The organism is Serratia sp. CY76391, from assembly GCF_052166695.1.
GTDB lineage: Bacteria > Pseudomonadota > Gammaproteobacteria > Enterobacterales > Enterobacteriaceae > Serratia > Serratia nematodiphila.
Window position 1 is genome coordinate 146,358 of sequence record NZ_JBJNOJ010000007.1, and the last position, 25,758, is coordinate 172,115.

Below are 25,758 nucleotides of genomic sequence, written 5' to 3' on the forward strand. Positions count from 1 at the left end.
TGCAGACCCACTCTTTGACTACACTCATTGGCGCCGTGCGGCCGACGTGCCTCACCCGATAAGGCGGATACCGCCCTCATTTTGACAGACCCGGCGGCATCAGCCGCTACACACTGCGCGGAATCGGCGTCCTCACCGATAACGGGATAGCCGGCCTCAACCGCGCCAACGGAATCGATTTTCAGTCAACTGCGGCGGCCCTCGCGGCCCTGCGCAACAGGGATCATTTGCTATGACCGATATCAATCGCAATGAAGCATGGAAGGTAGAAAGCACCGGTATCGACCGGGTGCCGGACGCGGAACAGACCGGTAAGCCCATCGAGCTGTTTTGGATCTGGTCTGCGGCCAATATCGGTATTCTCGGCGTGGTGTACGGCGCCATCATCGTCGGCTTCGGCTTATCCTTTCTGCAATCGGTACTCGCCGCGCTGGTCGGCGTCGCCAGCTTCGTGCTGGTCGGCCTCACCAGCTTCGCCGGCAAGCGTGGGCGCACCTCTACGCTGACGCTCTCGCGGGTGATTTTCGGGCTGAAGGGCAACGTGGCGCCCACCCTGTTCAGTTGGATCAACCTGATGGGCTGGGAAGCGGTCAACGTGATCACCGGCACCCTGACGCTGGCGGCGCTGTTCGAGGCCTTCGGACTGGGAACCAGCCACCTGCTGACCGCGCTCAGCCTGCTGCTGTTCGGCGGGCTCACTGTCGTCGTCAGCCTGCTGGGGCAAAATACCGTGGTCTGGATGCAAAGCTGGTTCAGCCGCATCTTTGGCACCATGACGCTGATCGTGGTGCTGTATATCCTGTTCAATACCGAGTGGAGCCAGGTGCTGGCGCTGCCATCCGGCAGCTGGCTGACCGGTTTCCTGCCGGCGGTATCGGTGATCGCCGCCGGCACCGGCATCAGCTGGGCAATCGCCGGCGCCGATTACAGCCGCTATCAAAGCCCGAGCTCGTCGAGCAAAGGCATTTTCGCCGCGGTGATGGGCGGTGCCTGTTTGCCGCTAATGCTGCTGATGCTGGCCGGTATTCTGCTTTCCGTGCAGCTCCCCGATCTGGCCAGCGCCGCCAACCCCATCGCGCTGATAGGCTCGGTGCTGCCCGCCTGGATGGCCATCCCTTATCTGCTGGCCGCCACCGCCGGCATCGTCACCATCGCGGTGCTCAGCCTGTATTCCGCCAGCCTTAACCTGCTGACCATCGGCGTGCAGGTCAAACAGTGGCTGGCGGTATCGATCGACGCCGTGGTGGTGCTGGGCATCGCCCTGTATGTCCTGTTCATCTCCGGCGATTTCATGGGGCCGTTCATCTCCTTCCTGGTGTTCTGCGGGGTGTTCCTGGCGGCCTGGGAGGCGATTTTCCTGCTCGATTACCTGTGCCTGCGCCGCCGCCACGGGTATGATGGCAACGCTTTGTACGGCCTGCATGGCCAGAACCGCGGCGTGCGCAAAGCCCCGCTGTTCTGCTGGTTCCTCGGCGCCCTGTGCGGCCTGCTGGTCACCAAAACCGGTTTTATCGACGGCCCGCTGGCCAAAGGCTTGTTCGCCGACTCCAGCCTGGGGCTGTTTGTGTCGTTTGCGGTTAGTCTGATCGCTTACGGTCTGTACCTGACCCAACGCAGAGAACATCAATGAATGAGTGGGAAGCTGTAACACCTGTCCTGGTGATGGGGGGCGCGGTCGGCGATCTGGTGATGACGCTGCCCCGCCTGCCGACCAGCGGCGAAGATATCGAAGCCCAGCCGCAGGCGCGGCAAATCGGCGGCTGCGCGTTCAACGTAGCGCGCGCGCTGACGCGCCTTGAAGTGCCGGTGATCAACGGTATGCCTGTCGGCAACGGCGAATGGGGCGCGGCGATCGAAGCCGCCATGGGCGAACTGGGGCTGGAGGTGCTGTTGCGCCACGGCCAGATGGACAACGGCTGGTGCCTAGCGCTGGTGGAACCGGACGGCGAACGCACCTTTATCACGGTTTCCGGTTGCGAAAGCCAATGGAATAAAGCGCAGCTGGCGACCCTGCCGCTGACGGAACACACGCTGATCTACGCCAGCGGCTACGAGCTGGCCGGCGAAAACGGCGAAGCGCTGCGCGAGTGGCTGACGCGCATGCCGTTCGACCAACCTCGCCTGATCGATCCCGGCCCGCGCATCGCCCAGCTCAGCGAAGATTTCTTCGCCATGCTCAGCGACAGCCACACCCTGCTGACGCTTAACCGCGACGAAGTGGCCACGCTGTGCGGCGCCGGCGACGCCGTGGAGGCCGCACAGCGCTATGCCGCCGCCCGTAATCTGACGCTGATTTGCCGCCTGGATCGCGACGGCGCATGGATCTGCGACGGCCGTACGCCGCCGCTGCACGTTCCGGCCTATCCGGTAGAGGTCGTTGACACCATCGGCGCGGGCGATGCCCACTGCGCCGGTTTGCTGGCGGGCCTGTCCGCCGGCTGGCCACTGCCGCAGGCGGTCGATCTGGCCAACCGGGTCGCCGCTTGCGTGGTGGCCAGCCTCGGCGCCGCCAATCCGCCGGACCGGCATCAGCTGCAACAGCGCTTCCCGCAGGCCTGACGTTTCAGGGCGCAGCAAAGCCGCGCCCTCTGCCTCACTGCGCAGCCGCGCTCTCCTGCGGCTGGTGGCGATAGTTGAAGCTCAACGCGAACACAATCCCCAGCACCAGCGTATACAGCGCAAACACCAGCCAGATGCTCTGCCAGTCTTTCACGCCGTCATGGCTGAAGAAGTCCACCACCTCACCGCTGGCGAGCGCCCCCAGATAGGCGCCCAAACCGTTCACCATGGTCATGAACAGCCCCTGCGCGCTGGCGCGGATGCGGTGATCGGCCTCCTTCTCGACGAAGATGGCGCCGGAGATATTAAAGAAGTCGAACGCACAGCCGTAGACAATCATCGACAGCAACAGCAGCACGAAACCAAAGCCGACCGGCGTGCCGTACGCCAGGAACAGAAAGCGCAGCGTCCAGGCCGCCATGCTGATCAGCATCACCTGCTTGATGCCGTAACGGCGCAGGAAGAAGGGTATGGTGAGGATAAAGAACACTTCAGAGATCTGCGACAGCGACAGCAGCACCGCCGGATACCGGACGCTGAGGCTGTCCTGATACAGCGGATTGAGCGACAGATCGTGCAGGAACGGGTTGCCGAAGGTATTGGTTATCTGCAGCGCCGCCCCAAGCAACATGGCGAACATGAAAAACAGCGCCATGCGCCGCTGGCGGAACAACACCAGCGCATCCAGCCCCAGCACGCTCACCCAGCGCTTCGACTCGGCCGCGCGGTTGGTCGGGCAGCGCGGCAGCGTCAGCGAATAGGCGGACAGCAGCAGCGACGCCGCAGAAGCCAGATACAGCTGCAGATTGCTGAGCTCGATACGGCTGAAACCGACCAGCCACATCGCCAGAATGAATCCCACGGTGCCGTACACCCGCACCGGCGGAAAGTCCCTCACCGTGTCAAAGCCGTGCTTTTCGAGGCAAAAATAGGAAATGGCGTTGGAGAGCGCGATGGTCGGCATATAGACCATGGCATTGAACAGCATCACCCAGAACATCAGCATCGGTTGCTCGACCTGCGCTGCGCAGTACAGCGCCAGCGCCCCGAGCAGGTGGCAAAGCGCATACAGATAGTTGGCCTTCATCCAACGGTCGGCGATGATGCCCGCCAGGCCCGGCATGATCAGCGCGGCGATGCCTTTGGCGCTGTAAACCATCCCCACCTGCATGCCGCTGAAATGCAGCGTGTTGATCATGTAGGAGCCCAGCGTCACCAGCCAGGCGCCCCAGATAAAGAACTGCAGGAAAATCATTACCTTCAATCGTGTTTTTATCGCCATCGCCATCACCTTGTTATTATGCTTTCAACGATGATTGGTGCGGCGGGCCCCTGCAGCCCACCGCCGGTTTGCTTGCGGTGTTACAGCGTTTTGAACAGCTCGCGGATCAGGCGCATGAAATCGTCCGCCGCCAGCGCCGCGCAGCTGAGCGTTTGTTCGTGAGAAAGAGGTGTATCCGACAGCCCTTCGGCGTAGTTGGTCATCGCGGACACCACCAGCACCTTGAGGCCACAGTGCCGCGCCGTCAGGACCTCCGGCACGATCGACATGCCCACCACGTCGCAGCCCAGGGTCTGCATCATGCGGATCTCCGCCGGCGTTTCGAAGTTCGGCCCGGTGTAGGCGGCGAATACCCCTTCCGCCAGCGGGATGCCCGCGCTTTCGGCCACCGCCGCCAGCCGGGCGCGCAGATCGCGATCGTAAGCGTTCGCCAGGCTGAAGAAGCGCGGCCCGAAGCGATCGTCGTTGGCGCCGACCAGCGGCGACTCCGGCATGAAATTGATGTGATCGGTAATGGCCACCAGGCTGCCCGGCGCCACCGAACGGCGCAGCGAACCGGCGGCGTTGGTCGCCAGCAGGAATTCGCAGCCCAGCAGTTTGAAGGTGCGCACTGCGGTGGTCATCACCTGCATGCCACGCCCTTCATAGAAATGACCGCGCCCTTTCATGCACAATACCGGCACGCCCTCCAGCTTGCCGGCGACCAGTTGCCCGGCGTGGCCGGCGACGCCGCTCACCGGGAAGCCCGGCAGCTCCGCGTAATCGAGGGTGACGGTTTCGGTCATCACCTCCGCCAGGGCGCCAAGCCCGGAGCCGAGAATCAAGGCCGCTTTCGGCTGGAAACCCGGCAGGCGTGCGCGGACGACATCGGCGCAGGTAAAAGCATCTTCTTGATTAAACATCGTATTCTCTCTTTCAGCGGGGGATAATAAGCCCCATAGTAGAGAGCGAGGCGCGGCCGAGACCAATACATTCTTGGCGGCCGATTTATTCCATTTACCTATAAGTTGAGCTGCGTCACAAGGAGGCGATACCCCGGATGAACCCGCCCCAAGCCCTGCCCGATCCCGGCCGGATTAACTTCCGCCTGCTGCACTATTTCCGCGTGGTGGCGGAAGAGATGAACTTCACCCAGGCGGCGCGGCGGCTGAATATGTCACAGCCGCCGCTCAGCAAGCACATCAAGGAGCTGGAGAGTCAGCTCGGGGTGGTGCTGTTCAAACGCACCACCCGCTCCATGACGCTGACGCCAGCCGGCCGCACGCTGCTGCGCAACGTCGAGCGGCTGCTGGATCAGGCCGACAGCGCATTGCATCAGGTACAACAGATGGGGCGTGGCGAAGGCGGCCACATGGTGGTCGGCATGGTCGGCACCTCGGCCTGGGGCGGCCTGATCGCGGCGCTGCGGCGGTTCAGCGAGCGGAGCGCCGGCGTCACCTGGTCGTTGAACGAGCTGACGCCCAGCCAGCAAATCGCCGCGCTGCAAAAGCGGCATATCGATATCGGGGTATGGCGAGAGGCGCAGCAGCAGACGCTGCCGGGATTGAGCTGCCAACGGCTGGCGCACGAAAGCATCGCCGTGGTGTTGCCGCTCGGTCATCCGCTGGCGCAGCAGGAAAACATCCCGCTGGCGGCGCTGCAGAACGACAGCTTCATCGTGCTGCCGCCGCATGAGGCCAGCCTGGGGCTGTATCTGCACAATCTGTGTCTGCAGCAGGGATTTTTGCCGGACGTCGCTTATCAGGTCAACGAACCGCAGACCCTGCTGGCGCTGGTGGAGGAAGGCTGCGGCATCACGCTGCTGCCGGACAGCTACGGCCGCATCCCGTGGCCCGGCGTACGCTTTTGCTCGCTGCAACAGGTGCCGCCGGCGGATCTGTACGCGGTATACCGCACCGACAGCGTCACGCCGGTGGTGCAGGCCTTCCTGGAAATGCTGCGGGCGCCGTAAGCGGCCCACAGCGCAGATTACATCGTCGGCTGCACCATCAGCTGGCCGGCGGTGCCGCGATCGGCCATCTCCAGCGTCTGGCTGTAATACAGGAACGGGAAGTGTTCGGAGGTAGGTTGGTTGAAATACACCAGCAGCTCGACGTCGCCATCGACCCAGACGGTGTCCTTCCAGCCGCGATCTTCCGCCATCGGCTGCGCGCCGTTGACGCGTTTGATCAGGAACTGCACGCCCTGAATATGGAACGCCTGCGGCGTATCCGCGTGAATGTTCCAGCGTTCCCAGGTGCCTTGCTGCGCCTGTACGTCGATGCGGTTCATGTCCCAAATCGCGCCGTTGATGCCGATGCCGCCGTCGCCCAGGCGGAAATCGCGGGTGCGGCTGGCGCTGCCGTCCAACAGCTGATCCGCCAGCAGGCGCATCGGCAGATTGTCGGTCACCAGCGGCAACAGGCCAGTCGGGCGCAGCGTCAGCACCTGGGTGGACACCAGAATGCTCGACGGCTCGAACAGGCCGCGCAGGCGATCCATGATGCCCGCCGCTTCACCGGCGGTGATGGTCACCTCCTCGCCCTTCGACATGTCGATCAGCACTTCCCGGCGTTCGCCAGGCGCCAACGACAGCTGCTGCACCGCGACCGGCGCAGGCAGGAAGCCCTGATCGCTGGCAATCACGTTGAACGGCCGCCCGTCGCTGAGCTGCAGGGTATAGCGGCGCGCGTTGGAGGCGTTAAGCAGGCGCAGACGCACCCAGCCGCGCGACACGTCGACATACGGGTTTTGCACGCCGTTGACCAACAGCGTATCGCCGACGAAACCGCCCTGCGACGGTGCATCGTATTGCGGTGTGCCGAAGTTATCGAAGCGTTTGTCCTGAATGATCAGCGGGAAATCGTCGACGCCGTAGTGGTTGGGCAGCGGCAGCGCTTTGCTGACGGCATCTTCCACCAGCCACAGCCCGGCCAGCCCGTTGTAAACGTGCGGCGCCATACGGTTCGGCGTGTTGGCGTGGTACCAGCAGGTGGCCGCCGCCTGACGAATGGGCAGCACCGGCGACCAGTCGACGTTAGGCGACATCATGCGCGGCGCGCCGCCCATCAGCGTGCCTGGCACCTGCAGACCGCTGACGGTCATCGCTACCGGCTCCTGCAGGCGGTTGCTGTAGATCAGTTTGACGTCGTCACCGCTGTAAACCCGCACCGTCGGCCCCAGGTACATGCCGTTGATGCCCCACACCGCCGCTTTACGGTTATCCATAAACGCCCAATGGGCGCGCTGCAAGGTCAGGAACAGCGGCTGACCGCGGCGAGACTCCAGCAGCGGGGGAATGGGTAACGGGGTCTGCGTTCCGCTCGCCTCAGCCCTCAGCGGCACGGCGCCCGCGCACAGCGCCAGGCCCGATGCCTGTAAAAACTGACGTCGACTGAGTGACATATTTTCTCCATGAAAAGCAATAACTAAACCGTGTGCAAAACCCAAACGCCCGCCAATCAAGATTAGCAGGCGTTCAGGCGTTAACGGCGCTGAACGCCAATTAAAATCCTATTCTTTGAAGCCGGTAGACTCTTATTTTTTGGCGGCGTTGCGCTGGGCGACTTCGGCGTCCAATTCGGCGATTTTCGCCTCCATCAGCTCGCGGCAATGGGCCGCCAGCTCGCGCACGTTTTCTTTGCCGTATTTGCTGGTATCCACCGGCGCCAACATCTCGACGATCACATGACCGTTATTCCAGCGATTAAGATTTATATTACCGCTGGTGGTCGATACGCAGATCGGCACAATCGGCACGCCGGCGGCGATGGCCGCGTGGAAGGCGCCGGTTTTAAACGGCATCAGCCCACGACCGCGGCTGCGGGTCCCTTCCGGGAACATCCAGATCGAAATGTCTTTCTTTTTGAACTGCTCCGCCACCTGGGCGATGGTACCGTGCGCCTTGGCGCGATTATCACGATCTATCAGCAGATTACCGGTCAACCAATACAGCGGGCCGAAAAACGGGATCCACACCAGACTTTTTTTACCGACGGTCACGGTGCGCGGCTGCACGATATTGGAGGCCGTCACCATGTCGTAGTTATTTTGGTGGTTGGCGATATAGATGCAGTTGCCATTGTTGGCCGCATCGGCCGGCACGCGGGTTTCAACCTTGATGCCGAACAGCGTCGACAGGCGGCCGAAAAGATGGCCAAAGGTCGCCACATGGCGAGGGTTGCGCGGGCTGAACAAGCAATAAACAGAACCGAAAATACACACTAGAATACAGAAAAGAGTGGCGAGAACGGCACGCAAAATCAATAACATAACAACCTCATTAGCACACTGCCAACGCAGTTTACTTCGCTGCGCAGATTCCTTTACTCATTATTTGCCGGCCAGGCGGTAAGCACGCCGATGTCGCCTGCATTTCTCGCTATTTTCCTGCCAGGCGGCAGTACGCACAATAATTTTATGCGCAGAAATGTTAACTATTTGGAAAATAAACGCCAGCAAAAATAAATAAGGCGGCCACAGCTCGCTGCGACCGCCCGTTAACGCCGGCGCCAACGCTTACTCTTCGCTGTCGCCACCCGACGCCCGCACCGGCGCATCCACTTCCACGCGATCGATGCGCTGCAGACCGCGCGGCAGTTGGGTGCCCTTACGGCCGCGCTCCGCGCGGAACTTCTGCAGATCTTCCGGACGCAGCGTCAGCTTGCGTTTGCCGACGTGCAGCGTGACGGAGGCCTGCGGCGGCAGCACGAACAGCCAGGCCAGCTTGTCTTCACCGGCGGCGGCCTGCGCCGCCGGAATGGAGACGATCTTGTTGCCCTTACCCTTCGACAGCTGCGGCAGATCGGCGACCGGGAACATCAGCATGCGCCCGGCGGCGGTGATCGACAGCAGCATATCGTCTGCGCCGTGAATTTCCATCGGCGGCAGCGCTCTGGCGTTGTCCGGCAGCGTGATCATCACCTTGCCGGCGCGGTTGCGCGCCACCAGATCGTTGAAGGTGCAAACGAAACCGTAACCGGCATCGGACGCCATCAGCAGTTTTTGATCGTCGGCCGCCATCAGCACCTGCTCAATGGTGGCGCCCGGCGGCGGCGTCAGCTTGCCGGTCAACGGCTCGCCCTGCCCGCGCGCCGAAGGCAGCGTCATCGGATCGAGCGCATAGCTGCGCCCGGTAGAGTCGATGAACACCACCGGCTGGTTGCTCTTGCCGCGCGCCGCGCCGCGGAAGCTGTCGCCGGCCTTGTAGCTCAACCCTGCCGGATCGATGTCGTGGCCCTTGGCGCTGCGCACCCAGCCCATTTCCGACAGCACGATGGTCACCGGCTCGGACGGCACGAAGTCGTGCTCGCTCATCGCCTTGGCTTCCGCACGCTCGGTCAGCGGCGAACGGCGATCGTCGCCGTAGGTCTGCGCGTCGGCCTGGAGCTCTTTCTTAATCAGCGTATTCAGCTTGCGCTCGGACGCCAGCAGCGCCTGCAGCTGATCGCGCTCTTTCGCCAGCTCGTCCTGCTCACCGCGGATCTTGACCTCTTCCAGCTTGGCCAGGTGACGCAGTTTCAGCTCGAGGATCGCTTCCGCCTGGGTATCGGAGATGCCGAAACGCTGCATCAGCACCGGCTTTGGCTCATCCTCGCTGCGGATGATGTGGATCACCTCGTCGATATTGAGGAACGCCACCAGCAAACCTTCGAGGATATGCAAACGCTTCAGCACCTTCTCGAGGCGGTAGTTCAGGCGGCGGCGCACCGTATCGCGACGATAGGCCAGCCATTCGGTGAGGATCTCCACCAGCCCTTTGACCTGCGGGCGGTTGTCCAGACCGATCATGTTCATGTTGATGCGGTAGCTGCGTTCCAGATCGGTGGTGGCGAACAGGTGATTCATCACCTGCTCCAGATCGATGCGGTTGGAGCGCGGCACGATCACCAGACGCGTCGGGTTTTCGTGGTCGGATTCATCGCGCAGATCCTCGACCATCGGCAGCTTCTTGGCGCGCATCTGGCTGGCGATCTGCTCCAGCACCTTGGCGCCGGAGACCTGATGCGGCAAGGCGGTAATCACCGCGCTGCCGTCCTCTTTCTTCCACACGGCGCGCATGCGCACCGAGCCGCGGCCGCTCTGGTAAATTTTGCGAATTTCATCGCGCGGGGTAATGATCTCGGCTTCGGTCGGGAAGTCCGGCCCCTGCACGAACTCGAGCAGGTCATCGAGCGAGGCGCCCGGCTTGTCGAGCAGCGCCACCGCCGCAGCGGCGACTTCGCGCACGTTGTGCGGCGGAATGTCGGTCGCCATGCCGACCGCGATGCCGGTGGTGCCGTTCAGCAGGATGTTCGGCAGACGCGCCGGCAGCATCTTCGGCTCTTGCAGCGTGCCGTCAAAGTTTGGGATCCAGTCGACCGTGCCCTGGCCCAGTTCGGCCAGCAAGACCTCGGCGTATTTGGACAGGCGCGATTCGGTATAACGCATCGCCGCGAACGACTTGGGATCGTCCGGCGCCCCCCAGTTCCCCTGGCCGTCCACCAGCGGATAGCGATACGAGAACGGCTGCGCCATCAGCACCATGGCTTCATAACACGCGCTGTCGCCGTGCGGGTGATATTTACCCAGCACGTCGCCCACGGTGCGGGCGGACTTCTTGAATTTGGCGCTGTTGGTCAGCCCCAGTTCAGACATGGCGTAGATGATGCGGCGTTGTACCGGCTTCAAACCGTCGCCAATGTACGGCAACGCCCGATCCATGATGACGTACATGGAATAGTTCAGATAGGCGTTTTCAGTGAATGTGTGCAGCGGTAAACGCTCTACACCGTCATGAGTCAGATCACTCATTACTCAATTATCCTCAGACCGTGGCTTGGCAATCCCTTGGACGACAAAAGGCATCGCTTGTCGATTCTGCCCGCGATAGTAACCCATCTGCAGGGTGGCTGTCACAGTTGGCGCAAGGATCGCCGGCGGCGGCCGGTTGCGCGATGCGGTTTATGCAAAATTTCGCTGTCTGGCGGCCCGTTTATTGACTGGCAGTCAACACTGTTGTGCGCTGGATCGCATTTTTACTTGCCTGACTAACGATTACACTCGTCGCCAGCGAGCTGGTTTCCGCCTTTTCGGCGGGAAGCATGCCATATCTTAACTCTGACGGGAGCCGAGAAAGATGAGCAATATCCTGATTATCAACGCTAAAAAACAATTCGGCCATTCCAACGGCGAACTCAACCAAACCCTGAGCGACGTGGCGGAAAGCTTCCTGCGCGATCTGCAGCACGATGTGCAGGTCACCGTGGTCGACGACGGTTATGACATTGAAGCCGAGGTAAAGAAATACCTGTGGGCCGACACGGTCATCTACCAGATGCCGGGCTGGTGGATGGGCGAGCCCTGGATCCTGAAAAAATACATCGATGAAGTGTTCACCGCCGGTCACGGCAGCCTGTATGCCAGCGACGGCCGCACCCGCACCGACGCCGGTAAAAAATATGGCTCAGGCGGCCTGATCCAGGGCAAAAAATACCTGCTGAGCCTGACCTGGAACGCCCCGCTGGAGGCCTTCACCGATCCCGATCAGTTCTTCCACGGCGTCGGCGTCGATGGCGTTTACCTGCACTTCCACAAGGCCAACCAGTTCCTGGGAATGGAAGCGCTGCCGACCTTTATCTGCAATGACGTGATAAAACAACCGGATATCGAAGCGGACATCGCACGTTATCGCGAGCATCTGGCGAAAATTTTTGCTTAACTGACGCAGAACATACTCATCAACGAGGTAAGCATGATCACCGTAATCGCAGAAATCAAAGTGAAACCCGGCCACCGCGCCACCGTACTGCAAGCCATTGAAAAGCTGGTGCCGCTGGTGCTGGCGGAAGAGGGTTGCGGCGAATACACGCCGATGGTCGATAGCAATACCCAGGCGCCGTGGCAGAAGCGGTCGCCGGATTCGGTGTTCATGCTGGAGAAATGGGAAAGCATGGCGCATCTGGAAAAACATCTGGCCATTGAGCACATGCTCAAACACCGCGACACCCTCAAAGACAGCGTGCTGGACACCGAGATCTACATCCTGGAAAACGCCCTGTAAGCTCCGCCTTATAACGTCTGCGCGTCGATGTGCGCGCTGACGTAGTCAAGAAAACAGGTGATGCGCGCCGCCAATTGCGTATTGCGGTAATACACCGCATTAATCGGCTGGCGCACGTCCAGCGTCTCCTGCTCCAGCAACGTCACCAACTTGCCCGCTTCCCGATCGCGCCGGGTCATAAAGTCTGCCAGCTGTACGATCCCCTCGCCCTGCAGCGCCAATTGCCGCAGCGTTTCACCGCTGGACGCAGAGATCGTCGGCGTGATGGCGAAATGCGGCGCCTGGCGATAGCGCAACGGCCACTGGTTCAGCGACTCCGGCTGGGTAAAACCGAGCAGACAATGCCGATGCAACTCCTCCACGCTCTGCGGCGTGCCGTGCTGCTGCAGATAAGCCGGGCTGGCGAGGATGCGCAGCCGGCTGGCTCCCAGCGCGCGCGCATGAATGGTCGAATCACGCAACGCCCCGATGCGAATGGCGATATCCGTGCGTTTTTCCAGCAGATCGATAATCAGGTTGTCGGTGTTCAGCTCGAGCGAAATTTGCGGATAACGTTCCCTGAATCCCGCCACCAGCGGCACGATGACGTGCTCCATAAAAGGTGCGGCCGCATTGATCCGCAGCCGCCCGGCGGGCATTTGCCGGCGCACCGCCATTTGCTCTTCGGCATTTTCCACCGAGCTGATGATCGTACGCGCATGGTTCAGGAAGCTCAGCCCCTCTTCGGTCAGCTCCAAACGACGCGTCGTGCGGCGCATCAGAGTGGTATCGAGCTTATTCTCCAGGCGGCTGAGTGCGCGGCTGATGCCGGATGTTGTCTGGCCGAGCCGATCGGCGGCGGCGGTGATAGAACCGCTGTCGACCACCGAGGTGAACGCCAGCAATTCTTCGAGCGTGATCTTCATGCATTCCGGCCCAGGTTATCGGGCGCCGCATGAACGCCCTGCGGGAAAGCCGGCCCGGCGTTTCGCCGGGCCAGGGGCAGGCTCAGACCGCCAATTCGGCCATGTCGCCCTTGTCTTGCAGCCAGTTGCGGCGATCTTCCGAACGCTTCTTGGCCAACAGCATGTCCATCACCGCCAGCGTCTGATCGACGTCATCCTCCGCCACCGTCAGTTGCACCAGACGGCGGGTGTTCGGATCGAGGGTAGTTTCGCGCAGCTGCAGCGGGTTCATCTCGCCCAGCCCTTTAAAGCGCTGCACATTCGGCTTGCCCTTCTTGCGCTTCAGCTGTTCCAGCACGCCGGCTTTCTCTTCTTCATCCAGCGCGTAGAACACTTCTTTACCGAGATCGATGCGATACAGCGGCGGCATGGCGACATAGACGTGGCCGCCTTTCACCAGCGAACGGAAGTGACGCACGAACAGCGCGCACAGCAGCGTGGCGATATGCAGGCCGTCGGAGTCCGCATCCGCCAGGATGCAGATTTTGCCGTAGCGCAATTGGCTGAGATCTTCGCTGTCCGGATCGATGCCGATCGCCACGGAAATGTCGTGCACTTCCTGCGAGGCCAGCACTTCGTCCGAGGACACTTCCCAGGTATTCAGGATCTTGCCCTTCAGCGGCATGATCGCCTGATATTCGCGATCGCGCGCCTGCTTGGCCGATCCGCCCGCCGAATCCCCTTCCACCAGGAACAGTTCGGTCATGGCCAGATCCTGCGAGGTGCAGTCCGCCAGCTTGCCCGGCAGCGCCGGCCCGCTGGTCAGCTTCTTGCGCACCACTTTCTTGGCGGCGCGCAGACGGCGCTGGGCGCTGGAGATCGCCAGCTCGGCCAGCTGTTCCGCCGCCTGAACGTTCTGGTTCAGCCACAGGCTGAAGGCATCTTTCACCACGCCGGAAACGAAGGCCGCGCACTGACGCGAGGAGAGACGCTCTTTGGTCTGCCCGGCGAACTGCGGATCCTGCATCTTCACCGACAGCACGTAGGCGCAGCGATCCCAGATATCCTCCGCCGACAGCTTCACGCCGCGCGGCAGAATATTGCGGAATTCGCAGAACTCGCGCATCGCGTCCAGCAGCCCCTGACGCAGGCCGTTGACGTGAGTGCCGCCCTGCATGGTCGGGATCAGGTTGACGTAGCTTTCGGTCAGCAGCTCGCCGCCTTCCGGCAGCCACAGCAGCGCCCAGTCCACCGCTTCGGTGTCACCGGCAAAGTTGCCGACGAACGGCGCTTCCGGCAGGGTGATCAGGCCGTTAACCGCTTCCATCAGGTAGTCGGTCAGGCCGTCCTGGTAGCACCAGCGCTGCTCGGTGTTGTTCACCTTGTCGATGAAATAGATCTCGACGCCGGGGCACAGCACCGCTTTGGCCTTCAGCAGGTGAGTCAGGCGCGATACCGAGAAACGCGGGCTGTCGAAGAACTGTTCGTCGGGCCAGAAGTGCACGCTGGTGCCGGTGTTGCGTTTGCCGCAGGTGCCGGTCACCGTCAGATCTTGCACTTTGTCGCCGTTTTCGAAGGCGATGCTGTAAACGTTGCCGTCGCGGCGCACGTTGACTTCCACCCGCTTCGACAGGGCGTTGACCACCGAGATACCCACGCCGTGCAGGCCGCCGGAGAACTGGTAGTTTTTATTCGAGAATTTACCGCCGGCGTGCAGCCGGCACAGGATCAACTCAACCGCCGGCACGCCCTCTTCCGGGTGGATGTCCACCGGCATGCCGCGGCCGTCGTCGATCACTTCCAGCGACTGATCGGCGTGCAGGATCACGTCGATGCGCTTGGCGTGGCCGGCCAACGCTTCGTCGACGCTGTTATCGATCACCTCTTGGCCGAGGTGGTTTGGGCGCGTCGTGTCGGTATACATGCCGGGACGACGGCGCACTGGTTCTAGACCGCTGAGTACTTCAATGGCATCAGCGTTATAGCTGGATTGAGTCATCGTTGATTATTTTTTCGTGGTTAAAGGGAGGTGCCGGAACGGCCCGTCAGACCGCGTTTAGCCCTAAAAAATCCACAATCTGGGGGAAGTAGTGCTCGAAACCGACGAAGGCGTGGTTTCCACCCGACTCCACCGTTTGCCGACACGCGGTGTAATACGCCACTGCCTGGCCGTAATCGAGAATTTCATCGCCCGTTTGCTGCAGCAGCCAGATTAAATCCGGCGACTCCAAAGGATCGATCTGCATCACTTTCAGATCGTAAACGTGCCGAGACTCTAACACATATTGCTGGCCGGTGTAGGGGTTCTCGTTGGCGCCGAGGTAGTCGACCAGCAGCTCAAACGGCTTGACCGCCGGGTTGACCACCACCGCCGGCAGGGAAAAACACTGCGACAGCCAGGTGGCGTAATAGCCGCCCAGCGATGAGCCGACCAGCCCGAGCGTTTGCCCGGCGCGTTCCAGCACCAGATTTTCCAGCATCTCGGCCGCCTCCGCCGGAAAGGCCGGCAGCTGCGGCACCAACATCTCGATATCGGGATGGTGTTCGGCCAGCCAGGCCTTGAAGGCCACCGCCTTGGCCGACTGCGGCGAGCTGTTGAAACCGTGCAGGTAGAGCAGTGTCGAAGGCATCAGTATCCATCCGAGTCCATATCGGGGCGGAAATCGTCGTTTTCCAGGCGGAACACCTGCGTCTCGACGCGACCGTCCGGCAGCAGATCGAGGTAGCGCCAGCCGGGGGAAACGTCGTCGATGGTGAAGTTCGTGCAGTGCGGCTTGAATTGCACGCAGGTAGACGGCGTCGCCAACAGGCGCCGCCCCTGCCATTCCAGATCGAGATCCTGGTGAATGTGCCCGCACACCACGGTATTCACTTTCGGATAACGCAGCAGGATCGCGCCCAGCATATGCGGGTTGCGCAGGCTGTGCTGATCGAGCCAGGTGCAACCGGAAGGCAGCGGATGATGGTGCAGCAGCAACAGCGTATAGCGCTCGGGGTAAGCCTGCAGGCAGCGCTCCATCCACTCCAGCTGGTATTCGCTCAATTCGCCGTGCGGCACGCCGAACACCTGGCTGTCCAGCATCAGCACTTGCCAGTTATCGCCCAGCAGCACCTGTTTGGAAGGCGCGATGCCCGCGGCGGCCAATGCGTCGACCATCGCCGGTTGAAAATCGTGGTTGCCCGGCAGCCACACGCAGGGAGCCGGCAGTTGCGCGATGCCGGCGGCGAAGTGGCGGTACGCCTCTTGCGAATGATCCTGCGCCAAATCTCCCGTGGCGACGATCAAATCGACGTCGCGGCGCTGCGCCTGGATGGCGTCCAGCACCGCGTGATAGCTGCGATAGGTATTGATGCCGAGCAACGTCTCGTGTTCGCCGGCAAAAAGGTGGGTATCTGTTATTTGTAGAATCCTGACCGCGGCCCCACTCGCCACGGGCAGTTTAAACAGGCTTTCCAAATGGTGTCCTTTGTTATTTCAGTCTGTCTAACAAACCGGAACCGCCATCGCTCCATGCGCCAAACAGTAGCGCAGCCAATCAGCAAGAAACTGGTTAATTTGATGCTTTTCGTCGCGTTGATGCAACTTTTTATTAGGATAATCATAACGCGCTTTAAAGCGGTAGATCTGCTGACTGGAACACACTTCCGCAACCATGGCGTCATGGTACAACCGCACCGTCATCGCGGGCAGGCTCCAGTAGCTGACCGCCGGAAAGATCTGCTCGATCTCCACCAGCGACGTGTAACGCGTGGACTCAACGATGGTCAAACGATAGCCGGCGCCGTTCACCTGATAAGTCACCGTTTCGCCCGCTTCGTCGTTGCGCGGCAGCAAGCGGCGCAATTGCGCGAAGTTGGTTTCGCACAATCTCATCATTTCGGGGAAATCAGGGGTATAGCGCTGTTTCATTAGTTGGCCCACTCTTTTCTCAACGATTCATGGTGCAACGCCAGCCATTGCAATGCAATCACTGATGCGGCGTTATCGATCGCGCCTTCCTCAACCCAGCGGTAAGCCTGTTCGCGGCTGACCACATGAACGCGGATATCTTCATGTTCTTCCGCCAGGCCGTGGATGCCCTCGGCGGTGCCGGCGTCCACTTCGCCGACCATGATCGACAAACGTTCGCTGGTGCCGCCGGGGCTGGCCAGATAGCTCAGCACCGGTTTGCAGCGCCCGACCACCACGCCGGCCTCTTCCTGTGCTTCGCGGCGGCACACGTCCTCGACGCTTTCACCGGTTTCGATCATACCCGCCACCATTTCCAGCAGCCAGGGCGAATTACTGGTATCGACCGCGGCGATGCGCAGTTGTTCAATCAGCACCACCTCGTCGCGCACCGGATCGTAGGGCAGCAGCACCGCCGCATGGCCGCGTTCGAAAATTTCACGCGTGATTTCAGGGCTCATTTCGCCATTGAACAACCGATGGCGAAACCGGTATAAATTGAGTGAAAAAAAACCACGGTACAGCGTCTCGCGTGCAATAATTTCTACATCTTTTTTATCGAAAGTAACGGGCGACGGCTGCGAACGGTTCATGCGCGAATTCTCCTGCTTGAGTATGCCGATAAAATAAACGGTTTTGATGACAGAAACAGCGGGACTCTCCGCCGCGGCTTTATGTTAGGCTGTTTTTCGCCGCCGGATGCGGCACGTTTGTGCGCTCGCAGGTAATAGCGGGAAACAATCCGGATTGTCAGCCATAATATCAGCTGCAGTCGACCCGGGCAGTACGCCAAGGTAAATGGGCGGTCTGAAAGGTAAAAGTTACGTGAGATGGCACATTCAGCCACCTGATGCGTACCTCAGACTCTGCTAGAATCGGCAACTATTTCGTCTATCGTCAGCGCTAACATAGCAATATTGCTGCACAACAAGGAATGCAAATGAAGAAACTGCTCCCCCTTCTTATCGGACTGAGCCTAGGCGGCTTCAGTGCAATGAGCCAGGCAGAGAACCTGCTGCAGGTCTACAAACAGGCCAGGGAAAGTAACCCGGATCTGCGCAAAAGTGCAGCTGACCGCGACGCCGCATTCGAAAAGATCAATGAAGCGCGCAGCCCGTTGCTGCCGCAGCTCGGTTTGACCGCAGGTTACGATTACACCAACGGTTATCGTGACAGCAATGGCGTTAACAGCAACGTGACCAGCGGTTCGTTGGCGCTGACGCAAACTATTTTCGACATGTCGAAATGGCGCCAGCTGACGCTGCAGGAAAAGACCGCCGGCATCTCCGACGTTACCTTCCAGACAGCGGAACAGCAGCTTATTCTCAACACGGCGACCGCTTACTTCAACGTGCTGAAAGCGATCGATACGCTGTCCTATACTCAGGCGCAGAAAGACGCGGTGTATCGCACGCTGGATCAAACCACCCAGCGCTTCAACGTGGGCCTGGTGGCGATCACCGACGTGCAGAACGCCCGCTCGAACTACGACACCGTGCTGGCGGCGGAAGTCTCCGCCCGCAACGATCTGGACAACGCGCTGGAAACGCTGCGTCAGGTCACCGGCACCTTCTACCCCGAACTGGCCTCGCTGAACACCGATCGCTTCAGCACCCAGCGCCCGGAAGCGGTGAACAACCTGCTGAAAGAAGCGGAAGCGCGCAACCTGAGCCTGCTGTCCGCCCGTCTGAGCCAGGATCTGGCGCGCGAGCAAATCCGCGCAGCCCAAACCGGCTATATGCCGACGATTGACGTCAGCGCGTCAACCGGCATCAGCAATACCAAATACAACGGCTCCAATACCGGTGGCGCGAATGCCGCACGCTACAGCGACTCCGATGCGGGCCAAAATAAGGTCGGCATCAGCTTCAACCTGCCGCTGTACAGCGGCGGCGCGACCAATTCGCAGGTTAAACAAGCGCAGTACGGCTTCGTCGGCGCCAGCGAGCAGTTGGAAAGCTCACACCGCAGCGTGGTGCAGACCGTTCGTTCGTCGTTCAACAACGTTAATGCTTCGATCAGCAGCATCAACGCCTACAAACAGGCGGTGATCTCCGCGCAAAGCTCCCTGGACGCGATGGAAGCCGGTTATCAGGTCGGTACCCGCACCATCGTCGACGTGCTGGACGCCACCACCACGCTGTATAACGCCAAACGTCAGCTGTCCGACGCGCGTTATACCTATCTGATCAACCAGCTGAACATCAAGTCGGCGCTTGGCACGCTGAACCAGAACGATCTGCTGCTGTTGAACGGCGCGTTGGGCAAACCGGTATCGACCGCGCCTGACGCCGTCGCGCCGCAGAATCGCGCGCAGGACGCCTATGCAGACGGCTATCAGGACAATGCGCCGATGCAACAGACCGCGGCGCCGGCACCGGCGGCCACTCGCGCATCCGCGCCGGCCGTTACCACCAGCCAACCGGCTCGCAACAGCGGCAACCCATTCCGCAACTGATGCGCGCACGCGGATAAACACGGGGTTCGGCCTACGCCGCGCCCCGTTTTTTTTGCCTCGATTTCACCACTTCTGCCCGCCGTCTCACAGCCGCCGCCGCGTCAGGTGGTATCATCGTCACTCTCGTTTTCGCAGTCTGGATGAGGTTCGATGGACAACGATTCACGCTGGCAGCGTCTGATTAACGACGGCGAATTGCCGCCGCCGCTGCGGCCGGCACAGGCGGTTTACGCCTCCTGGCTGCGCTGCCGCAGCCTGATGCAGCCCGATGTCTGGCAAGCGCCGCACCGCGCGCAGGGCGCCACCTTCGAATCGATTTGCCGCCGCAAGAACGATCTGCTGACGCTCGGCCAGGCGGCGCTGGAAGACGCCTGCGAATACATGGAGCCGCGTCGCTGTCTGTTGATGATCCTCGACGAGAGCGGCTGCATGCTGTGGCGCTGCGGCGACGCCCAAACCTGGGAGCATCTGCAGCAACTGGGATTGGCCCCCGGCGCCTACTGGGCCGAGGGGCAGATCGGCACCAATGCCCCGGCGCTGGCGGCGGCGGAAGGCCACCCGGTACGAGTGAGTGGTGAAGAGCACGTGCGCCGGGCGCTGCACGGTTGGTCTTTCTGCGCGACGCCGGTCTACGACAACAGCGGCCGCCAGCGCGGCTCGATCGCGCTGGGCTGCCTGCTGGCCGACTGCGCCGCCGGCGATCTGTCGCTGACGCTGGCCATCGCCCGCGAAATAGGCAATTCGCTGAACGCCGACGGCCTGCTGGCGGAATCCAATCGCCATCTGAACCAGCTTTACGGCCTGCTGGACGGCGTGGACGACGGCGTGATGGCCTGGGATCATCGCGGCTACCTGCAATACATCAACCAGCGCGCCGCCGGCCTGCTAAAACTGGACGAGCAGCAGAGCCAGGGCAAACCGCTGGCGCAGTTGCTGACGCTGCCCGCTCTGCTCAAGCGCGCCATCGCCGATCGGCAACCGCTGCAACACGTCGAGGTCACCTTCGAAAGCCAGCGGCAGTTTATCGCCGCCTTGCTGACGCTAAAGCCGATTTTCGACGGCGATCGCTGCAGTTTCATCGCCCTGCTGCACCCGCTCGAACGGCTGCGCCAGTATGTCAGCAGCCAGTTGGGGCGCGTCAGCCACAGCTTCGAGCAAATGCCCTCCGCCTCGTTGGAGATGCGGCGGCTGATCCGTTATGGGCAGCAGGCGGCCAAAGGCCAGCATCCGATCCTGCTGCGCGGGGAGGAAGGCGTCGGCAAAGAGCTACTCAGCCAGGCCATCCACAACGCCGGCGAACGCGCCGCCGGGCCGTATATCGCCCTCAACTGCCAACTGCTGCCGCAGGCGCAGGGGCTGCGTGAGCTGCTGGGCAGCGACGCCAGCGAAGAAGAGGCGGGCCAGCTCAGCAAATTCGAATTGGCCAACGGCGGTACGCTGTACCTCGAACAGATCGAATACCTGCCGGCGGAGATGCAGTCGGCGTTGCTGCAGGTGCTGAAAACCGGCGTGGTGATCCGCCTCAATTCCAGCCGGGTGATCCCGGTCGATGTGCGGGTGATCGCCGGCAGCGCCGCCGATCTGCCGCTGCTGGTGCAGCAAAACCGCTTCCGCCGCCAGCTGTTTTACAGCCTGCAGGCATTCGAGATCCAGATCCCGCCGCTGCGCCAGCGGCTGAGCGATATTCCGCTGCTGGTCAAACACCACCTTCGCACGCTGGAGCAGCATTTTCAGTGCCGCTTTCGGGTGGATGACGAAGTGATGGCCCAGTTGGCGCTCTACCTGTGGCCGGGCAACGATTTGGAGCTGAAAGGAGTGGTGGAGCGCGCGGCGATGATTTGCCACGGCCACCACATCCAGCTGGCGGATCTGCCGGCGCACCTGCTCGGCCAGCCGTCGCTGCTGGAAAGCGATCCGCAGCCCGGCGCACCGCTGTTGACGCTGACGGACATGGAACGCCAGGCGATCCTGCGCGCGGCGACCGTCAGCCGCGGCCAGGTGACGGAGATGGCACAGCTGCTGGGCATCGGCCGCACCACGCTGTGGCGGAAGATCAAACAGCACGGGATCGACATCCGCCAGTTCAAACTGCGCGCTTAGTGGCTGAGCTGCAATACCCCGCGCGCGGCGTCCAGCATCGCCTTCTGGCCGCTGCGGGTTTTGCTCAGGCAATCCTGCATGCCGACCACCATCGGAATGCCCATCGCCTTCGCCAGAATGGCGCTGTGCGACAGGGCATTGCCGCCGCTCAGGCAGATGCCGAGCACCAACCGGCGGTCGAGCATCACCACCTCTGATGGCATCAGCTCATCCATCACCAGTATCGACGGTTCTGCCAGCGCGATGGCCGGCAGCGCCTGCCCCTCTAGATGGCACAGCGTGCGGCGCAGCATGTCGCGCACGTCCAGTTCGCGCGCCCGCATGTAGTCGTCATCCAGCTCGCGGTACTCTTCGGCGATCGCCTCCAGCACCTGCCGCCAGGCCTGCTCGGCGCTGCACAGCTGTTGCGCGATGCGGGTGTAAGCCGCCTGCTGCAGATCCGGATCGTCCAGCAGCATGCTGTGGGCGCCGAAGATCGCCGCCTGCGGCTTGCCGATCAGCGTGCCGGTGCGTTCCGCCAGCCGGTTCAGATCGCTCAGCGTGTGCTGTAGCGCCTCCCGCAGGCGTTGCTGTTCGCCCAATACCTCGTCCGCGCCGATGCGCCGCTCGGACGTGGGTGGCCAGAAGCTGTAAGCCTGGAACACCGGCCCGCTGGTGACGCTTTCCGCCACCGGAATACCGTGCAACGAAGGCTGTTGCCGCTCGGAGACCGTCTCGCCAAAATGCTGCTCCGCCAGCGTTTTGAACGCCGCCAGCGCCTCGTCCGCCTGCGCGCCGTCGGCGATCAAACGGATGGTGTCGCCGTGACGCACCTGCAGCAACGCCAGCTGATTGAGGCTGCGCGGATCGACGCACTGCCCCTGCTTCTCCAGCACCAGCTCGGCCTTAAACGGCGTCAGCGTCTCGACCAGCCGCGCCGCCGGGCGCGCATGCAACCCGTGCGGGTTCTGCACCGTCCAGGTTGCGCTTTTGCCCTGCGCCAGCGGCAAGGACGCGCTTTTCGCCGTAGGTGAAGCCTCGCCCAGCTGTGCCTGTTTGGCCTGCAGCGCCCCCTGCGCCTCCGCAACCACCTGCTCCAGTGAGGCGCCGGAGTTGGCGGCAACCACCGCCGCCAGCGTGCCTTCAACCAGCGGCGCCGCACACAGCCGCACTTTGGCGGCCAGATCCGGGTCCAGCAGATCGAGCGCGGTTTCGGCACTGAGCAGCGCGCTGCCCAGATCCATCAGCACCAAAACGCCGTCGCCGTCGGCGACCGCTTCGATCGCCTCCATCACTTTGACCGCGTCGGTGCCGATCGGGTGCTGCTCGTCATCCACGCCCGCCGCCAGCGCCAGTTTGCAGCCGTCGCCGCGCATCATCTGCCGCGCCAACTGCTCAACGCCGCGCGCCAGCAACGCGCTGTGCGAAACCACCACGATATTAATCATCTCGCCTCCTGCTAACTGCCGGCGACCTCGGCCAGCGTTTTCATCATCAACATCACCGAAGTGGCGCCGGGATCCTGGTGGCCGATGCTGCGCTCGCCCAGGTAACTGGCCCGCCCTTTGCGCGCCTGCATGGTAATAGTGCTCTCCACCGCCCGCTCGGCGCTGTCGGCAGCGCGCTGCAGCGCCTCCGCCACGCTCAGGTTTTGCTGCGCGGACTGGCCAAGGCTTTCCACCACCGGCCACCAGACGTCGCACATGGTCTTGTCGCCCGGCTCCGCCTTACCGCGCATCACCACGCCTTCCACCCCCTCTTGCATCATCTGATGCAGCTCCGGCAGATCCAGGCTCTGCTTGGCGTTCGCCGCCTGCGCCGCGCGGATGAAGAAGGTGCCGAACAGCGGACCGCTGGCGCCCCCCACGCTCGACAGCAGCGTCATGCCGGTGTTTTTCAGGATAAAGCCGATATCCTTGTCCGCCACCGACGGCAGCTTTTCCACCACCTTGTTGAAACCGCGATTCATGTTCAAACCGTGGTCAGCATCACCGATCTCGGTGTCCAGTTGGGTAAGAAAATCGCGCTCCCGGCTGAACACTTCGCCGCAACGCATCAGCCAATCGACGACCTGTTGTTTGGTCAACGCCATGATTCCTCCTCAGCAACCCCAACGCAGCGCAGGCGTTTTCACCGGCGCATCCCACAAGGACAACAGCTCGTCGTCCACCTTCAACAACGTGATGGATACCCCCTGCATATCCAGCGAGGTGCAATAAGACCCCACCAGGTTGCGTTCAATGATGATGCCCGCTTCGGCGCAGCGCTCCGCCAGCCGATGGTACACGCCATACAACTCAGACAATGGCGTGGCGCCCAGATTGTTGACCAGCGCGATCACCCGATCGCCGCGCGTCAGCGGCTGCTTGGTCTGCATCTCGTCGCGCCACTCGCCCTGCTGACGATCCCAGACGCGGATCGCGCGCTGATAGTGGCCGTGGTCGATCAGCGTATGGAACATGTCATCCACCGCCGCGTTGAGCGTGGTGAACGGACGGCGCGCAATGCCCGGCTCGCCGTGAATGCCGACGCCGAACTCCATCTCGTTCTCCGCCAGGGTGAACGACGGTTTGCCGGCGGCGGGGACGGTACAGGCGCCCAGCGCGATACCGATCGAATGCCCGTGGTTGTTGATGCGATGCCCCAGCGTCACCACGCTGTCCAGATCGTCGCCGCGCGCCGCGGCGGCGCCCAGCAATTTCTCCATCAGCACGGTGTTGGCCACCCCGCGTCGCCCGGCGGTGAACAGGCTGTCCTTGACCGCCACGTCGTCATCCACCAGCACCGTCGCCACCGCGACGCCGCTGTCGTGCAGCAGCTCGGTGGCGGTTTCGAAGTTGAGCACGTCGCCGGTGTAGTTCTTGATCAGCAGCAGCACCCCGGCGCCGCCGTCGATCGCCTGACCGCACTCGTACATTTTATCCGGCGTCGGCGAGGTGAAAATCTCGCCCGGACAGGCACCGTCGAGCATCCCTTCACCGACGAACCCGCAGTGCATCGGCTCATGGCCGCTGCCGCCGCCGGACAGGATCGCCACTTTGCCCGCCACCGGCGCATCGGCGCGGGTGACGAACACCGGATCCGCGTGCACCAGCAGCTCGGGATGAGCCTCCGCCAGCCCCTGCAACTGCTCTTCCAACACCGACTCGACCTGATTAATCAGTTTTTTCACGATGGTTTCCTCTGTAAGAACAGGGGCGCGGCGCACCGCGCCCCAACGGTATCAATGACGCTGCAACCAGGCGGCGCCCAGCCTATCCGCCGTCAGGATCGCCGCCTGCACGCCGGCAGGGGTGACCTTGAACGGCATGTTGTGAATGGTTTCACCCGCGGCGCAGCTGGCCTCGGCCACCGCCATCATCTTCGCCGTCGCATCGCCGGTGACGCCCATCTGCGCCAGCGTGATCGGCAAGCCAATGTCATGACAAAACGCCAGCACGGTTTCAATCTGCGCCATCGGGCTGTTCTGCAGCACCAGTTGCGCCAGGGTACCGAACGCCACTTTCTCGCCGTGATACAGGTGGTGACACTCCTCCAGCACGGTGAAACCGTTGTGAATGGCATGCGCCGCCGCCAGCCCGCTGCTCTCGAAGCCGATGCCGCTCAGATACGTATTGGCCTCAATGATGCGTTCCACCGCTTCCGTCACCACGCCGGCCTCGACCGCCAGTTTGGCTTTTACCCCTTCGGCCAGCAGGGTGTCGTAGCACAGCCGCGCCAGGCTGAGCGCCGCCAGCGTCGATTTGCCGCCGGCCATGCTGGTGGCTTGAGCGTCGAAGCAGGCCTGGGCTTCGAAATAGGTAGAGAGCGCGTCGCCCATGCCGGCTACCAGCAGGCGCACCGGCGCTTTGGCGATGATGGCGCTGTCCATCACTACCATGTCCGGGTTGCGCGGGTAGATCAGGTATTCGGCGAATTCGCCCTGCTCGGTGTAGATAACCGACAGCGCGCTGGTCGGCGCATCGGTGGAGGCGATAGTGGGAATGAGCACCACCGGCAGCCGTTGGTAGTGGGCGACGGCCTTGGCGGTGTCGAGCGTCTTGCCGCCGCCGACGCCGATCACCCCGCGGCAGCCGTGGGTCTGCAGCTCGCGGCCAAGCCGGTCTATCTCTTTACGGCAGCACTCACCGTTGAAGCGGGCCGCATGATGTTTCACGCCGTGCTGCTGCAGGCTGCCCATCAGGGTGTCGCCCGCCAGCTGCATCACGAAGTCGTCAGCGATCACGAAATAATGGTCGGCGAGGGATTTGGCGTATTCGCCGACGGCAGCCAGCGCATTGGCGCCCTGAATGTATTTGCCTGGTGACTGGATGATTCTCAACATAACCGGATCCTTGTAGGGAGTTGGCGATGGTAACGTTCAGATATCAGGTGATGACGCGCCGGCTTCGCCGCCGGCTTGTTGTTGTGCTTCGACTATGAGCGCCTGCAGCCCGCCTGGCGAGCCGCGCGATTTTTGTTCCATTATGGAACATCATCATAGCGACAACGTTTCATGATGAAACGCTAACGCGCGTTTTTTCGCCG

The 25,758-nt window shown here is 62.0% G+C and carries 22 protein-coding genes; 7 read left to right on the top strand and 15 right to left on the bottom strand.

All coding sequences use genetic code 11. From position 1 onward, the window contains the following. The first annotated feature begins 232 nt into the window (after positions 1-232). Together ACJ8PN_RS13990 and ACJ8PN_RS13995 are read left to right on the top strand one after the other, a co-directional pair. Entirely contained in the window at positions 233-1,630 is a 1,398-nt protein-coding gene (locus ACJ8PN_RS13990; protein ID WP_004937281.1) for a purine-cytosine permease family protein, read from the top strand. Further along, a complete protein-coding gene (locus tag ACJ8PN_RS13995; RefSeq protein WP_351108252.1) occupies positions 1,627-2,559 on the top strand; it encodes a PfkB family carbohydrate kinase in 933 nt (310 codons plus the stop codon). The genes ACJ8PN_RS13990 and ACJ8PN_RS13995 overlap by 4 nt, the downstream gene beginning before the upstream one ends. A gap of 34 nt (positions 2,560-2,593) precedes the next feature. Here ACJ8PN_RS13995 and ACJ8PN_RS14000 read toward each other — a convergent pair whose 3' ends face one another. Next, positions 2,594-3,841, bottom strand: coding sequence for a nucleoside permease (locus ACJ8PN_RS14000; RefSeq protein WP_351108249.1), 1,248 nt, complete (start codon positions 3,839-3,841; stop codon positions 2,594-2,596). Positions 3,842-3,921: 80 nt separating this feature from the next. Continuing rightward, positions 3,922-4,743: a xanthosine phosphorylase gene (gene xapA / locus ACJ8PN_RS14005; protein ID WP_004937273.1), complete on the bottom strand. Its 822-nt coding sequence runs from the start codon at positions 4,741-4,743 to the stop codon at positions 3,922-3,924. 137 nt (positions 4,744-4,880) lie between these two features. On the opposite strand from xapA, the gene ACJ8PN_RS14010 reads away from it, so the two are divergent. Then, positions 4,881-5,792, top strand: a complete 912-nt coding sequence (locus tag ACJ8PN_RS14010; protein ID WP_437189625.1) for a LysR family transcriptional regulator — start codon at positions 4,881-4,883, stop codon at positions 5,790-5,792. Positions 5,793-5,809: 17 nt separating this feature from the next. On the opposite strand, the gene ftsP is transcribed toward ACJ8PN_RS14010, so the two are convergent. The 3 genes from ftsP to parC all read right to left on the bottom strand — a co-directional run bounded on the left by ftsP (position 5,810) and on the right by parC (position 10,612). Further along, positions 5,810-7,225, bottom strand: a complete 1,416-nt coding sequence (gene ftsP / locus ACJ8PN_RS14015) for a cell division protein FtsP (protein WP_437189624.1) — start codon at positions 7,223-7,225, stop codon at positions 5,810-5,812. Between the two features lie 132 nt (positions 7,226-7,357). Continuing rightward, positions 7,358-8,092 (bottom strand): 1-acylglycerol-3-phosphate O-acyltransferase, encoded by a 735-nt coding sequence (locus ACJ8PN_RS14020; RefSeq protein WP_004937266.1) that lies wholly within the window; start codon positions 8,090-8,092, stop codon positions 7,358-7,360. Between the two features lie 246 nt (positions 8,093-8,338). Further along, complete coding sequence (gene parC / locus ACJ8PN_RS14025) at positions 8,339-10,612, bottom strand: DNA topoisomerase IV subunit A (RefSeq protein ID WP_171454782.1); 2,274 nt, start codon at positions 10,610-10,612, stop codon at positions 8,339-8,341. Between the two features lie 325 nt (positions 10,613-10,937). Here parC and ACJ8PN_RS14030 point away from each other — a divergent pair, with 325 nt between their 5' ends. Further along, positions 10,938-11,519: an NAD(P)H-dependent oxidoreductase gene (locus tag ACJ8PN_RS14030; protein ID WP_094143309.1), complete on the top strand. Its 582-nt coding sequence runs from the start codon at positions 10,938-10,940 to the stop codon at positions 11,517-11,519. Between the two features lie 33 nt (positions 11,520-11,552). Then, positions 11,553-11,861, top strand: a complete 309-nt coding sequence (locus ACJ8PN_RS14035; RefSeq protein ID WP_033644613.1) for a putative quinol monooxygenase — start codon at positions 11,553-11,555, stop codon at positions 11,859-11,861. A gap of 8 nt (positions 11,862-11,869) precedes the next feature. On the opposite strand, the gene ACJ8PN_RS14040 is transcribed toward ACJ8PN_RS14035, so the two are convergent. The 6 genes from ACJ8PN_RS14040 to nudF form a co-directional block, all read right to left on the bottom strand. Then, complete coding sequence (locus ACJ8PN_RS14040) at positions 11,870-12,766, bottom strand: LysR substrate-binding domain-containing protein (RefSeq protein WP_015379080.1); 897 nt, start codon at positions 12,764-12,766, stop codon at positions 11,870-11,872. Positions 12,767-12,848: 82 nt separating this feature from the next. Then, positions 12,849-14,744 carry a DNA topoisomerase IV subunit B gene (gene parE / locus ACJ8PN_RS14045; protein ID WP_004937254.1) on the bottom strand — a complete coding sequence of 632 codons (1,896 nt, stop codon included), beginning with the start codon at positions 14,742-14,744 and terminating at the stop codon, positions 12,849-12,851. A 46-nt stretch (positions 14,745-14,790) separates the two neighbouring features. Then, positions 14,791-15,375: an esterase YqiA gene (gene yqiA / locus ACJ8PN_RS14050; protein ID WP_015379081.1), complete on the bottom strand. Its 585-nt coding sequence runs from the start codon at positions 15,373-15,375 to the stop codon at positions 14,791-14,793. After that, a complete protein-coding gene (cpdA, locus tag ACJ8PN_RS14055) occupies positions 15,375-16,202 on the bottom strand; it encodes a 3',5'-cyclic-AMP phosphodiesterase (RefSeq protein ID WP_103101379.1) in 828 nt (275 codons plus the stop codon). The genes yqiA and cpdA overlap by 1 nt, the downstream gene beginning before the upstream one ends. 27 nt (positions 16,203-16,229) lie before the next feature. Further along, positions 16,230-16,655 carry a DUF1249 family protein gene (locus ACJ8PN_RS14060; RefSeq protein WP_004937244.1) on the bottom strand — a complete coding sequence of 142 codons (426 nt, stop codon included), beginning with the start codon at positions 16,653-16,655 and terminating at the stop codon, positions 16,230-16,232. After that, the gene (gene nudF, locus ACJ8PN_RS14065; protein WP_004937242.1) at positions 16,655-17,287 is read right to left on the bottom strand and encodes an ADP-ribose diphosphatase; all 633 of its coding nucleotides are present in this window, start codon (positions 17,285-17,287) and stop codon (positions 16,655-16,657) included. Before nudF ends, ACJ8PN_RS14060 begins: the two co-directional genes overlap by 1 nt. Positions 17,288-17,634: 347 nt before the next feature. On the opposite strand from nudF, the gene hasF reads away from it, so the two are divergent. Both hasF and dhaR read left to right on the top strand, forming a co-directional pair. Next, positions 17,635-19,152 carry a multidrug efflux transporter outer membrane subunit HasF gene (gene hasF / locus ACJ8PN_RS14070; RefSeq protein WP_151254417.1) on the top strand — a complete coding sequence of 506 codons (1,518 nt, stop codon included), beginning with the start codon at positions 17,635-17,637 and terminating at the stop codon, positions 19,150-19,152. A gap of 150 nt (positions 19,153-19,302) precedes the next feature. Next, complete coding sequence (gene dhaR / locus ACJ8PN_RS14075) at positions 19,303-21,252, top strand: dihydroxyacetone kinase operon transcriptional regulator DhaR (protein WP_442535015.1); 1,950 nt, start codon at positions 19,303-19,305, stop codon at positions 21,250-21,252. Here the strand turns inward: dhaR and dhaM are convergent. Genes dhaM through ACJ8PN_RS14095 form a run of 4 tightly spaced genes read right to left on the bottom strand, consistent with a single transcriptional unit; the run spans position 21,249 to position 25,555 of the window. Beyond that, positions 21,249-22,679 (bottom strand): dihydroxyacetone kinase phosphoryl donor subunit DhaM, encoded by a 1,431-nt coding sequence (dhaM, locus tag ACJ8PN_RS14080; RefSeq protein ID WP_442535016.1) that lies wholly within the window; start codon positions 22,677-22,679, stop codon positions 21,249-21,251. The genes dhaR and dhaM overlap by 4 nt on opposite strands. Positions 22,680-22,690: 11 nt before the next feature. Continuing rightward, positions 22,691-23,323 (bottom strand): dihydroxyacetone kinase subunit DhaL, encoded by a 633-nt coding sequence (gene dhaL, locus ACJ8PN_RS14085; protein WP_004937232.1) that lies wholly within the window; start codon positions 23,321-23,323, stop codon positions 22,691-22,693. A 9-nt stretch (positions 23,324-23,332) separates the two neighbouring features. Then, positions 23,333-24,403 (bottom strand): dihydroxyacetone kinase subunit DhaK, encoded by a 1,071-nt coding sequence (gene dhaK, locus ACJ8PN_RS14090; RefSeq protein WP_442535017.1) that lies wholly within the window; start codon positions 24,401-24,403, stop codon positions 23,333-23,335. Positions 24,404-24,454: 51 nt separating this feature from the next. Beyond that, positions 24,455-25,555 carry a glycerol dehydrogenase gene (locus ACJ8PN_RS14095; RefSeq protein WP_060560331.1) on the bottom strand — a complete coding sequence of 367 codons (1,101 nt, stop codon included), beginning with the start codon at positions 25,553-25,555 and terminating at the stop codon, positions 24,455-24,457. Positions 25,556-25,758: the final 203 nt, after the last annotated feature.

Excerpts from the sequence above, each read along its gene's own strand:
- ACJ8PN_RS13990 (WP_004937281.1), top strand. The coding sequence starts at position 233 with ATGACCGATATCAATCGCAATGAAGCATGGAAGGTAGAAAGCACCGGT.
- hasF (WP_151254417.1), top strand. The coding sequence starts at position 17,635 with ATGAAGAAACTGCTCCCCCTTCTTATCGGACTGAGCCTAGGCGGCTTC.
- ACJ8PN_RS14060 (WP_004937244.1), bottom strand. The coding sequence starts at position 16,655 with ATGAAACAGCGCTATACCCCTGATTTCCCCGAAATGATGAGATTGTGC.
- dhaM (WP_442535016.1), bottom strand. The coding sequence starts at position 22,679 with ATGATTAATATCGTGGTGGTTTCGCACAGCGCGTTGCTGGCGCGCGGC.
- ACJ8PN_RS13995 (WP_351108252.1), top strand. The coding sequence starts at position 1,627 with ATGAATGAGTGGGAAGCTGTAACACCTGTCCTGGTGATGGGGGGCGCG.
- ACJ8PN_RS14040 (WP_015379080.1), bottom strand. The coding sequence starts at position 12,766 with ATGAAGATCACGCTCGAAGAATTGCTGGCGTTCACCTCGGTGGTCGAC.
- yqiA (WP_015379081.1), bottom strand. The coding sequence starts at position 15,375 with ATGCCTTCGACACTGCTCTACCTGCACGGTTTCAACAGCTCGCCGCAG.
- ACJ8PN_RS14020 (WP_004937266.1), bottom strand. The coding sequence starts at position 8,092 with ATGTTATTGATTTTGCGTGCCGTTCTCGCCACTCTTTTCTGTATTCTA.
- ftsP (WP_437189624.1), bottom strand. The coding sequence starts at position 7,225 with ATGTCACTCAGTCGACGTCAGTTTTTACAGGCATCGGGCCTGGCGCTG.
- dhaL (WP_004937232.1), bottom strand. The coding sequence starts at position 23,323 with ATGGCGTTGACCAAACAACAGGTCGTCGATTGGCTGATGCGTTGCGGC.
- ACJ8PN_RS14010 (WP_437189625.1), top strand. The coding sequence starts at position 4,881 with ATGAACCCGCCCCAAGCCCTGCCCGATCCCGGCCGGATTAACTTCCGC.
- parE (WP_004937254.1), bottom strand. The coding sequence starts at position 14,744 with ATGACTCAATCCAGCTATAACGCTGATGCCATTGAAGTACTCAGCGGT.
- ACJ8PN_RS14030 (WP_094143309.1), top strand. The coding sequence starts at position 10,938 with ATGAGCAATATCCTGATTATCAACGCTAAAAAACAATTCGGCCATTCC.
- dhaR (WP_442535015.1), top strand. The coding sequence starts at position 19,303 with ATGGACAACGATTCACGCTGGCAGCGTCTGATTAACGACGGCGAATTG.
- nudF (WP_004937242.1), bottom strand. The coding sequence starts at position 17,287 with ATGAACCGTTCGCAGCCGTCGCCCGTTACTTTCGATAAAAAAGATGTA.
- parC (WP_171454782.1), bottom strand. The coding sequence starts at position 10,612 with ATGAGTGATCTGACTCATGACGGTGTAGAGCGTTTACCGCTGCACACA.
- xapA (WP_004937273.1), bottom strand. The coding sequence starts at position 4,743 with ATGTTTAATCAAGAAGATGCTTTTACCTGCGCCGATGTCGTCCGCGCA.
- ACJ8PN_RS14095 (WP_060560331.1), bottom strand. The coding sequence starts at position 25,555 with ATGTTGAGAATCATCCAGTCACCAGGCAAATACATTCAGGGCGCCAAT.
- ACJ8PN_RS14000 (WP_351108249.1), bottom strand. The coding sequence starts at position 3,841 with ATGGCGATAAAAACACGATTGAAGGTAATGATTTTCCTGCAGTTCTTT.
- ACJ8PN_RS14035 (WP_033644613.1), top strand. The coding sequence starts at position 11,553 with ATGATCACCGTAATCGCAGAAATCAAAGTGAAACCCGGCCACCGCGCC.